Genomic DNA, 9,920 nt, shown 5'->3' with positions numbered 1-9,920 from the left:
CCCATGGGCCTCTGACCGTCTGTCGCGTTCGCAGCCAAGGCGCGTCTCGCGGGCAATGGCCGCAGCCCTTGCCAAGAGACGCAACGCGGGCTGGGAACGCGACAGACGGTCCCTTCGGGCGCCCGTAGCTCGACTAGCGCGGACCCGCCGCCAGCACCATCCCGTCCCGGCTGATGGGCACCGGCACCCCGCGACTGTGCCCCAGCGCCTCACGCACCCGCGTCGTGTCCACCCGGTGCGGCCGGGCGCTCAACTGCTGGGCAATTTTGGCGAAGGCCGCCTGTTCAGCCGACCCGGCCTCGATCACCTGGCCGTCCGGCGCCGGGTGTGCCTCCAGATACAACTGCCCCGCGAACCAGCCCACCTTGTAGCGCTCGTCGACGATGCGCACCGGCGTGTCCACCGACACCCGGTAGATCAGGCTCTCGATATGCTCGGGCATCATGCGCACGCAGCCATGGCTCACCCGCATGCCCACCCCCATGGGGCGGTTGGTGCCGTGAATCAGATAGCCGGGCAGGCCCAGCGTCATGGCATGTCGGCCCAGCGGGTTATCCGGCCCGGCGGGCACCTGCCGGGGCATTTCCTCGCCCTGGGCCCGGGCCTCGGCGCGGATGGAGGCCGGCGGATACCAGACCGGGTCTTCGATCTTGGCGGTGATCCTCGTCTCGCCCAGGGGCGTCTGCCAGTCCATCCGCCCGATGCCCACCGGGTAGGTTTCCACGGTGCGGGGCTTGCCGCGCTGCGCCGGGGGATAATAATAGATCCGCAGTTCGGCCAGGTTCAGCACCAGCCCTTCCCGCGGCCCGGAGGGGAGGATGTAGCGAGTCGGCAGTAGCACCTGTGTGCCGGCGCCGGGCAGAAACGGGTCCACATCGGGGTTGGCGGCGACTATCTCCTCATAACCCACCCCGTGGCGAAGCCCGATATCGATCAGAGTGTCCTCCTCCGACGCTTCCACCCACTGCAGCCGGCCTATGATGTTCACATCGTCCGGCGGCAGGCTGTACTCCGCCGCCGGGGCCAGGCCCGAGACCACCAGGGCGGCCAGCATGATCAATCGCTGCAACACTCTCATCGCTCGCTATGGCCAAGATCGCGCCCGGGCTCCACCCGGTCGCGCACGGCCTGTTTGAGTTCCTTGGATTCGGGGAAACGTCCCTGCTCCCGTCGATCGAACAGTTTCTCGCCCTCCAGCCACAGCTGGAACACGCCGCCGCTGCCCGGCACCAGCGCCACTTCCCCCAGGGTCTCGCCGAAGGTGAACAACAGCTCCTGCGCCAGCCAGGATGCCCGCAGTATGAAGCGGCACTGGCTGCAATAATGTATTTCCAGACGCGGGCTCGCCATGGCAGGCTCCGGTTTCGAGAAAACGCCGCCCAGTATACGTTCAGGCTGACGCGACGTGGACTCTTTCACGGCAGGTTCAACGATAAAGAGCAGGTTTTGCGATGAGGTTTGCAAGTTATCAGCACGAAGACACCCCCCGCTGGGGGCTGGTCGAGGGTGATCACATCAGGCTGGCGCCCCGGCGCGGCGACTGCCCCCAGACACTGCTGGCGTTCATAGAACGAAAGGCCGCCGAGCGCGAATCCATCCTGGCCGCCATCGGCGAACACGGCGAGCTCGTGCCGCTGCTGCGCGAGAAATTGCTCGCCCCCATCCCCCGCCCGGCGAAGAACGTGATTTGCCTGGGGCTCAATTATGCCGCCCACGCCGCCGAATCCTTCGCCGTGCAGGGCAGGCAGGCGAAGCTGCCGGAGCACCCGGTGGTATTCACCAAGGCGGTCACCAGTGTCACCGGCCCCTATGCGCGAATTCCGCTGGATACCGCGGTGACCGAACAGCTGGACTGGGAGGTGGAACTGGCGTTGGTGATAGGCAAGGGCGGCAGGCACATCCCTGAAGAGCAGGCCCTGGACCATGTCTTCGGCTACACCGTGCTCAATGATCTTTCCATGCGCGATCTGCAGTTCCGCCACAAACAGTTCTTCCTGGGCAAGAGCATGGATCAGGGCTGCCCCATGGGGCCGTGGCTACTGAGCGCCGACCAGGTGCCCGACCCCCAGAATCTGACCCTGCGCTGCCGTGTGGACGGCGCGCTGAAACAGGAAGGCCATACCCGAGACCAGATCTTCAGCGTCGCCCGCACCATCGCCATCCTCTCGCAGAGCATGACCCTGGAGCCCGGCGACATCATCGCCACCGGCACCCCCGACGGGGTGGGCTTCGCCCGCACCCCGCCGGAGTTCCTGCAAGCGGGATCGGTGGTCGAATGTGAAGTGGAAGGCATTGGGGTGATTCGCAACACGGTGGTCGACGCCTGACCCCACGCCGTCGCCGCGATGCTGCGCAAGGCGGGATCGAAGACCTTGCCGCCAGGTCCCGGGAAAAGCGCGCCCCGGCTTCCCCCCCGGGCGGCAAGCGGGCTACGCAGATTCGGGCGTCGCTTGCTTGAGTAGCCGTCGCCACCAGGAGCCGCCGTAGGCACGGCGATGCACATAGTCGCGGATAGCCCGCCGATCGGCGGGTTTGAGCGGCGCGAAGACGATACCGAATGCGGCTTGAGAGACATGGCGGATGCGCCCGTGGGTGGTGATGCTGCGCTTTGTCGCACCGGGCAGGCTGATGATCAGCGCCACCTCGGCGTCTATGCCACAGCCCTCGAAGCGATGAGGCACCCGCACCCCTACGCCGCCCTCGCTGATATCCACCGCGGGCAGCACATCGACGAAGTCCTCCCCGTTCACATCCACCCACACCGGCTCGTCCGGCAAGGGCCGGACGCGAAGATGACGCCGTCGCTGCTGACCCGGCACCGCACTCATGTATTTCCCCCGACAGGACTTGTTGTTATTCGAGGTACCTAGTTTGCCACTGGCGGTAACGGGAATACACCGCTGCGCAGTACTGCTGCTTGTCGGCGTAATCGCCCGGCTCGAAGGCGTCGAAGACGTAGTAGTGGGCGGTGCGGTTCGGGGAGCTGAGGAAATGCCAGATCTTGTGCAGCAGCGTCTGGCCCGGACCCCATTCGAAGGTTTCCTGCGCCTCGTAGTGGATGAACACCGGCACGATGGGCACGCCGGTACGCAAGGAGATGTCGAAGGCACCGTAATGAAAGCGGGGCGCTAGCCGCCGGCCCTGGCATCCGCCCTCCGGGTAAAGCGCCACATGACGGCCCGCCTGTAGGGTCTCGGCGATCTCCGCCGCCGCCCGGCGCCGGGATTCCCGATCCCCCCGGTCCACGAACAGGGTGCCCGCGGCGCGTGAAATACGCCCCACCACCCACCAGTGAGCCACGCCCTGCTTCGCCAGGGAATACACATCGAACAGCGCGGGCAGGCCAATATCCTCGAAGGCCGAGGGGTGGTTGGCGATCATCAGGTAATGGTCCGGCAGCGGCCTGGCATTTTGTTGGTGCAGGCGCAGATCCACCCCAAGGGCCCGCACGAAAACCCGGCACCAGAACCAGAACAGCCGCGGATAGAAACGACGCAACCAGGCGTCGGGCAGGAAGCTCAGGACCCACAGCAGGGCGGTGAGCAGAATCATGTCCACCAACCCCAGCAGGCGCTGCAGCAGCCAGGGCAGGCGCGTGAGCATCAGGGCGATTCCTGAGGGCGACTGAGCCGCCCCGCCGGGTCGAACAGGGTCGGCAGCCCCCCTTGGAACACCACCATGGAGCCCGGCGTCATGGTCTGCCAGACCTCGTTGGTGGTCAACGGGTGGGTGGCGATCACGGTGACCACATCGTTCGGGGTGGTCAGCCGGGAGAAGTCCACCTCCATCTCGGCATCCTTCAGCCGGGCCGCGCCAAAGGGCGCGCGACGGGTGATCCAGGACAGATGCGTGCCGCAGAAGGCATAGAGCACCCGGCCATCACTCATGAGCATATTGAAGGTGCCCAGGGTGCTGAGCTCGGTGGCCAGGTGGAACACGTAGCGCCAGACCGTTTCCGGCCGGGACGGCCGGCGCGGGAACCGCTCGCGCAGCTGCGCCATCAACCAGCAGAAGGCGTGCTCGCTGTCGGTGGTACCTATGGGGCGATCCATCCCCAGCGGCCAGCCTTTCACCCCGGGAAGCTTGCCGTTGTGCGCGAAAACCCAGGGCCGCCCCCAGAGCTCGCGACGAAAGGGGTGGGTATTCTCCAGCGACACCCGGCCGTGGGTGGCCTGGCGGATATGGGAGATCACCGTGCAGCTCTTGATGGAATAGCGACCGATGAGACGGGCGATTTCCGAGTCGGCGCTGGCGGCGGGGTCATGGAACAGTCGGCAGCCCCGATCCTCGTAGAAGGCGATGCCCCAGCCGTCGGTGTGGGGGCCGGTCTGCCCGCCCCGCTGCATCAGCCCGCTGAAGCTGAAGCAGATATCGGTGGGCACATTGGCGCTCATGCCCAGCAGCTCACACATCCTCGCTCCCTTCTCTATTCCCCGTGCAGGGCCAGATACAACTGCCGCAACATGCCGGCGGTCGCGCCCCAGATGAAGTAATCGCCGTAGGGCATGGCGATCAACTGATAACGGCGGCCATCGTGCTCGTACAGGTGCGGGCGGTGATTGGCCTCGTCCATCAGAAAACCCAGCGGCACTTCGAAGATCTCCGCCACCTCGCTGGGGTCCGGGCGCAGACGCACCGGTTGATTGACGAAACCCACCACCGGATAGACCTGAAAGCCCGTGCCCGTACGGTACAGCCCCAGCCGCCCGGCGATCTCCACCTGACCCGCCGCGAGGCCGATCTCTTCCTCGGCCTCGCGCAGCGCCGCGGCCACCGGATCGGCGTCATAGGGCTCGATGCGCCCGCCGGGAAAACTGATCTGGCCCGCATGGTGACGCAGATGCTCCGTGCGTCGGGTGAGCACCACGTTGAAGCCGTGCCGCCGCTCCACCAGGGGAACCAGCACCGCTGCGCGGCTCAGCAGTTCGTCCGATACAGGCACGCCCGCGTCCCGGCGCGCGCACTGCTGCAATCGCACCCGAATCAGCTCACGATCGGTCAAAGGATCCACGCAGGACATAAAGGCCTCTCAATCCAGCATTGAGTTTGCCATGAATGGCGGCAAACTGCGCCTCCCGGGCTGCGGCTGCTAAGATGAGCCGCAAACCTACAGGGAGGGAGACCATGTCCAAGCTCTACGCGCTCACGGTATTGCTGCTCGGCCTGGGGCTGGCCGTGCCGGCGGCACAGGCCGCCACGCTGGACGAAGTGCGCGAACGCGGCCATCTGCGCTGCGGCGTCAGTCAGGGCCTGCCCGGCTTCTCGACCCCCGCCGGAGGCCAGTGGTCGGGCCTGGACGTGGACTTCTGTCGCGCCGTGGCCGCCGCGGTGCTGGGCGATGCGCAGAAGGTGGCGTTCACCCCGCTCTCGGCCAAGGAGCGCTTCACCGCCCTGCAATCCGGCGAGATCGACCTGCTTTCCCGCAACACCACCTGGACCGCCACCCGCGACACCGCGCTGGGCTTCAACTTCGCCGGCGTGATCTTCTACGACGGCCAGGGCTTCATGGTGCGCAAGGAACTGGGCATCGACAGCGCCAGACAACTCAGCGGCGCCACCCTGTGCGCCAACTCCGGCACCACCACCGAGCTCAATATGGCCGACTACTTCCGCGCCAACGGCATGGAGTACCGCCCGGTGGTATTCGAGAAAAGCGATGAGGTCATCGCCGCCTACGACTCCGGGCGCTGCGATGTCTACACCACCGACACCTCCGGGCTCTACGCCCAGCGCATCAAGCTGAAGAATCCCGAGGCGCACGTGATCCTGCCGGAAATCATCTCCAAGGAGCCGCTGGGGCCGCTGGTACGCCAAGGCGACGATCAGTGGTTCAACATCGTCAAATGGACCCTGTTCGCCATGGTCAATGCCGAGGAACTGGGGGTGAATTCCGCCAACGTGGCGCAGATGCACGGCAGCGACAACCCCAAGGTTCGCCGCCTGCTGGGCGCGGACGGCAGCATTGGCAGGAACCTGGGCCTGGAGGCGGGCTGGACCCGCGCCGTGATCAGCCAGATGGGCAATTATGGCGAACTCTACCAACGCAACCTGGCCGCCGAGCCGCTGAACATCCCCCGCGGCCAGAACCGCTTGTGGACCGACGGCGGCCTGATGTACGCCCCGCCCTTCCGCTAGGCCGTGGCGCGCAGGCACACTCCTTTCGGCGCGGCGCCGCGCACCCCACGTTGGCGCGATCCACGCACCCGGGCGCTGGTGTTCCAGGTCGTGCTGCTGGGGGCGGTGGCGCTGGGCATCGGCTGGATCGTCAACAACACCCTGAGCAATCTGGCCCGCCAGGGCATCGCTTCGGGGCTGGGTTTCTGGGGCGAGGATGCCGGCTTCGGCATCATCATGAGCCTGATCGAGTACAGCGAGGCCGCCAGCTACGGCCGAGCCTTCCTGGTCGGCCTGCTCAACACCCTGCTGGTCTCGGCGTTGGGCATTCTGCTGGCCACCCTGTTGGGCCTGGTCATCGGCATCGCCCGCCTCTCCCCCAACTGGCTGCTGCGCCGACTGGCCGCCGCCTATATCGAAACATTCCGTAATATCCCCCTTCTTCTGGCGATATTCTTCTGGTATTTCGCGGTCTTGCGATCGCTTCCTCACCCCCGGCACAGCATTGACCTGTTCGGCCTGGCCTACCTCAGCAACCGGGGCGTGTACCTGCCCCAACCGGTGCTGGGGGGTGGCCCCGGCTGGTTGATCGCGGGGCTGATACTGGGTGTGCTCGCGGTCCTCGCCCTGCACCGCTGGACGCGCCGGCGGCGAAACGCCGGCCGCCCCCTGCCGGTCTATCCGCTGTGGCTGGGCATCGCCTTCATCCTCCCCCCCGCGGTGCTGCTCGCGGCGGGGGGCCTGAGCTGGAGCCTGCCGGCGTTGCGCGGCTTCAACTTCCAGGGGGGCATGGGGCTGATTCCCGAATTCGTCGCCCTGCTGCTGGCGCTGTCCATCTATACCGCCGCCTTCGTCGCGGAGATCGTGCGCGCCGGTATCGAGTCGGTGGCCCGCGGGCAGCAGGAAGCGGCCTCCGCGCTGGGGCTGAACCGCCGTCAGAGCCTTCGCCTGGTGGTGCTCCCCCAGGCCATGCGGGTGATCGTGCCGCCGCTGACCAACCAGTACCTGAACCTGACCAAGAACTCCTCGCTGGCCGCGGCCATCGCCTACCCGGACCTGGTTTCGGTGTTCGCCGGCACGGTACTCAATCAGACCGGCCAGGCAGTGGAGGTGATCAGCATCACCATGGCGGTGTATCTCACCATCAGCCTGCTCATCGCCCTGGCCATGAACCTCTACAACCGGCGCACGGAATGGGGGGTGCGGCGATGAACGCGGCCTGGCGCTGGTCTCGGGAAAACCTCTTCTCCAGCCCGCTGAACACGGCGCTGACCGTGCTCTCGGTCGCCCTGCTGGGCTATATGGTGCCGCCGCTGCTGGACTGGGCCCTGTTCAGCGCGGATTTTCGGGGCAACACGCGGGAGGCCTGCGAGGGTGAAGGCGCCTGCTGGGTGTTCGTGCGGGTGCACCTGCCCCAGTTCATCTACGGCTTCTACCCGGAAGAACTGCGCTGGCGGGTGAATCTTGCCTTCCTGCTGCTGCCCCTGTGGGCGGCGCCCCTGTTCTGGCGGCGCATGTCGCGCAAGGGCTGGTGGCTGGCGAGCCTGCTGCTGCTCTACCCGCTCTGCGCCTGGACCCTGTTCCGCGGCGGCGTGGCAGGGCTCGCGCCCGTACCCACCAGCGACTGGGGCGGGCTGTTCCTCACCCTGGTCATTGCCGGCGTGGGCATGGCCGCCGCGCTGCCGCTGGGCGTACTGCTGGCCCTGGGCCGACGCTCGCGGATGCCGATCACCCGCGCCATCTGCACCGTGTTCATCGAGTTCTGGCGTGGCGTGCCGCTGATCACCGTGCTGTTCATGGCCTCGGTGATGCTGCCGCTGTTCCTGCCCCAGGGGGTCAACCTGGACAAGCTGCTGCGCGCACTCATCGGTGTGGCCCTGTTCGCCGGGGCCTATATGGCCGAGGTCATCCGCGGCGGCCTGCAAGGGGTGGACCGGGGCCAGTACGAGGCGGCGGAAGCGCTGGGGCTGGGGTACTGGCGCCAGATGGGGCTGATCATCCTGCCCCAGGCGCTGCGCCTGGTGATCCCCGGCATCGTCAACAGCTTCATCGCGCTGTTCAAGGACACCACCCTGGTGCTGATCATCGGCCTGTTCGATCTGCTGGGCATCGTCCAGGCCGCGGCCACCGACCCGCGCTGGCTGGGCTCGGCCACCGAGGGCTATGTCTTCGCCGGTCTGCTCTTCTGGGTGTTCTGCTACGGCATGTCGCTGTACAGCCGACGCCTGGAGCGACGCCCGGGCGCCGGGCGCTGAGCCGACCCCACATACAGGATGCGCATCGATGAACGCTGACAACACCCCCGCCGTACGCTTCGACCAGGTGAACAAGTGGTTCGGGAACCTGCATGTGCTGCAGGACATCGCGCTCACCGTGGGCCAGGGGGAACGCCACGTCATCTGCGGCCCTTCGGGTTCGGGCAAGTCCACCCTGATCCGCTGCGTGAACCGTCTGGAGGCCCACCAGAGCGGGCGGCTGTGGGTCAATGGCGTGGAGCTGGCCGAGGACATCAAACGCATCGAGCGGGTGCGCCGGGAAGTAGGCATGGTGTTCCAGCACTTCAATCTGTTCCCGCACCTTTCCGTGCTGGACAACTGCACCCTGGCGCCCATGCACGTGCACGGGCTCTCCCGGGACGCGGCGGTGGCACGGGCCATGCAGTATCTGGAGCGGGTGCGGATCGCCGACAAGGCCGGTCAGTATCCTTCGCAGCTCTCCGGCGGCCAGCAGCAGCGAGTGGCCATCGCCCGGGCTCTGTGCCTGGAGCCACGTATCATGCTCTTCGACGAGCCCACCTCGGCGCTGGACCCGGAGATGATCAAGGAAGTGCTGGATGTGATGGTGGAGCTCGCCCACGAGGGCATGACCATGCTTTGCGTGACCCACGAGATGGGCTTTGCCCGGGAAGTGGCCGACCAGGTGGTGTTCATGGACGAGGGGCGGATCGTGGAGCAGGCCGCGCCCGAGACCTTCTTCCAGGCGCCGCGCACGGAGCGGGCGAAGCAGTTCCTGAGCCAGATCCTGGGTCGTTGACACGGCCCCAGGACCCCGCAACGCCCGCGCATACTAGTCGGTGCGAATGGGCCGCAGACGCCTCTGCAGCTGCAGGACCTTGTCACTGAATATCCATTCGATGCCGCGATTGATTTCGCGCCGAGCAATCGCCGCCAACTCCACCTGACCTGTCCCGATCTGGCGCTCATGGGCCTTCAGCTCACGCACCAGCCGGCCATCCAGCAAGGCGAAGGAGCCGGCCACGCCCCCGTGCCCCAGCTGCAGATTCTTCCTGATAATGTCCCGCGTATTGGTCAAGGCCACGTCGATGAAGGCCCGCGGCGTGATGGCGGAAAACCCGCTCAGATGATCCGGCACCAGGCTCAGCAGATGAAAGTCGCGACAGGGTTCCAGCGCCGCCAGGGATTTCTGGATCCGCGCGACGACGCTCGGGCGCTGCCGCCATGAATCCTTGATCTCCAGCATCAGATGCAGCCTGCCCGCATATCGACCGACGACCTCATCGAGATGGGGAATCGCCGGAATCGCCCGACGCAGCGGTTCCAACCCGGTCTCGGCGATGATCAGATCCGGGCGCCGAAAGAGACGGCCGCAGCGGGGGTCATGATGGACGACCGGTTCCCCATCCCCGGTCAAGCGAATATCCAGCTCGATACCCCAGATTCCGTTCCTCAAGCAAAGCTCGAAGGCGTCCAGGGTGTTCTCCACCGCAAGACCCTCGGCAATCCTGCCATGGGCACCGCGATGCCCTACCAGCCAAAGCCGCTCGCGGGCCACGGGTCGGTAGCAAC

The 9,920-nt window shown here is 66.5% G+C and carries 12 protein-coding genes; 5 read left to right on the top strand and 7 right to left on the bottom strand.

Features of this window, described 5'->3' with window-relative positions:
• Positions 1-133: 133 nt before the first annotated feature.
• On the bottom strand, positions 134-1,078 hold the full coding sequence (locus GBG68_RS13075; protein ID WP_152148074.1) for a L,D-transpeptidase family protein: 945 nt from the start codon (positions 1,076-1,078) through the stop codon (positions 134-136).
• The gene (locus GBG68_RS13070) at positions 1,075-1,350 is read right to left on the bottom strand and encodes a SelT/SelW/SelH family protein (RefSeq protein WP_152148072.1); all 276 of its coding nucleotides are present in this window, start codon (positions 1,348-1,350) and stop codon (positions 1,075-1,077) included. Before GBG68_RS13070 ends, GBG68_RS13075 begins: the two co-directional genes overlap by 4 nt.
• Before the next feature lie 101 nt (positions 1,351-1,451).
• Here GBG68_RS13070 and GBG68_RS13065 point away from each other — a divergent pair, with 101 nt between their 5' ends.
• Entirely contained in the window at positions 1,452-2,327 is an 876-nt protein-coding gene (locus tag GBG68_RS13065; RefSeq protein ID WP_152148070.1) for a fumarylacetoacetate hydrolase family protein, read from the top strand.
• Between the two features lie 102 nt (positions 2,328-2,429).
• Here GBG68_RS13065 and GBG68_RS13060 read toward each other — a convergent pair whose 3' ends face one another.
• The 4 genes from GBG68_RS13060 to GBG68_RS13045 are packed head-to-tail and all read right to left on the bottom strand — an operon-like array spanning position 2,430 to position 5,020.
• Positions 2,430-2,828: a PilZ domain-containing protein gene (locus GBG68_RS13060; protein ID WP_152148068.1), complete on the bottom strand. Its 399-nt coding sequence runs from the start codon at positions 2,826-2,828 to the stop codon at positions 2,430-2,432.
• A gap of 25 nt (positions 2,829-2,853) precedes the next feature.
• The gene (locus tag GBG68_RS13055) at positions 2,854-3,603 is read right to left on the bottom strand and encodes a lysophospholipid acyltransferase family protein (RefSeq protein WP_152148066.1); all 750 of its coding nucleotides are present in this window, start codon (positions 3,601-3,603) and stop codon (positions 2,854-2,856) included.
• Entirely contained in the window at positions 3,603-4,412 is an 810-nt protein-coding gene (locus GBG68_RS13050) for a class II glutamine amidotransferase (protein WP_152148064.1), read from the bottom strand. Before GBG68_RS13050 ends, GBG68_RS13055 begins: the two co-directional genes overlap by 1 nt.
• A 14-nt stretch (positions 4,413-4,426) precedes the next feature.
• Positions 4,427-5,020, bottom strand: coding sequence for a CoA pyrophosphatase (locus GBG68_RS13045; protein WP_152148062.1), 594 nt, complete (start codon positions 5,018-5,020; stop codon positions 4,427-4,429).
• A gap of 104 nt (positions 5,021-5,124) precedes the next feature.
• Between GBG68_RS13045 and GBG68_RS13040 the strand changes: the two genes are divergently transcribed.
• Genes GBG68_RS13040 through GBG68_RS13025 form a run of 4 tightly spaced genes read left to right on the top strand, consistent with a single transcriptional unit; the run spans position 5,125 to position 9,147 of the window.
• The gene (locus tag GBG68_RS13040; RefSeq protein ID WP_152148060.1) at positions 5,125-6,135 is read left to right on the top strand and encodes an amino acid ABC transporter substrate-binding protein; all 1,011 of its coding nucleotides are present in this window, start codon (positions 5,125-5,127) and stop codon (positions 6,133-6,135) included.
• 3 nt (positions 6,136-6,138) lie between these two features.
• Positions 6,139-7,326: an amino acid ABC transporter permease gene (locus GBG68_RS13035; RefSeq protein ID WP_319593361.1), complete on the top strand. Its 1,188-nt coding sequence runs from the start codon at positions 6,139-6,141 to the stop codon at positions 7,324-7,326.
• Entirely contained in the window at positions 7,323-8,369 is a 1,047-nt protein-coding gene (locus tag GBG68_RS13030) for an amino acid ABC transporter permease (RefSeq protein WP_226801799.1), read from the top strand. Before GBG68_RS13035 ends, GBG68_RS13030 begins: the two co-directional genes overlap by 4 nt.
• 28 nt (positions 8,370-8,397) lie before the next feature.
• Positions 8,398-9,147, top strand: coding sequence for an amino acid ABC transporter ATP-binding protein (locus GBG68_RS13025; protein ID WP_152148057.1), 750 nt, complete (start codon positions 8,398-8,400; stop codon positions 9,145-9,147).
• A 33-nt stretch (positions 9,148-9,180) separates the two neighbouring features.
• On the opposite strand, the gene GBG68_RS13020 is transcribed toward GBG68_RS13025, so the two are convergent.
• A complete protein-coding gene (locus tag GBG68_RS13020; RefSeq protein ID WP_193222338.1) occupies positions 9,181-9,906 on the bottom strand; it encodes a glycerophosphodiester phosphodiesterase in 726 nt (241 codons plus the stop codon).
• Positions 9,907-9,920 lie beyond the last annotated feature (14 nt).

This window comes from Alkalilimnicola sp. S0819 (genome assembly GCF_009295635.1).
GTDB lineage: Bacteria > Pseudomonadota > Gammaproteobacteria > Nitrococcales > WHIW01 > S0819.
Note: the sequence above shows the minus strand (reverse complement) of the source record. Positions and strands in the feature narration are given on the sequence as shown.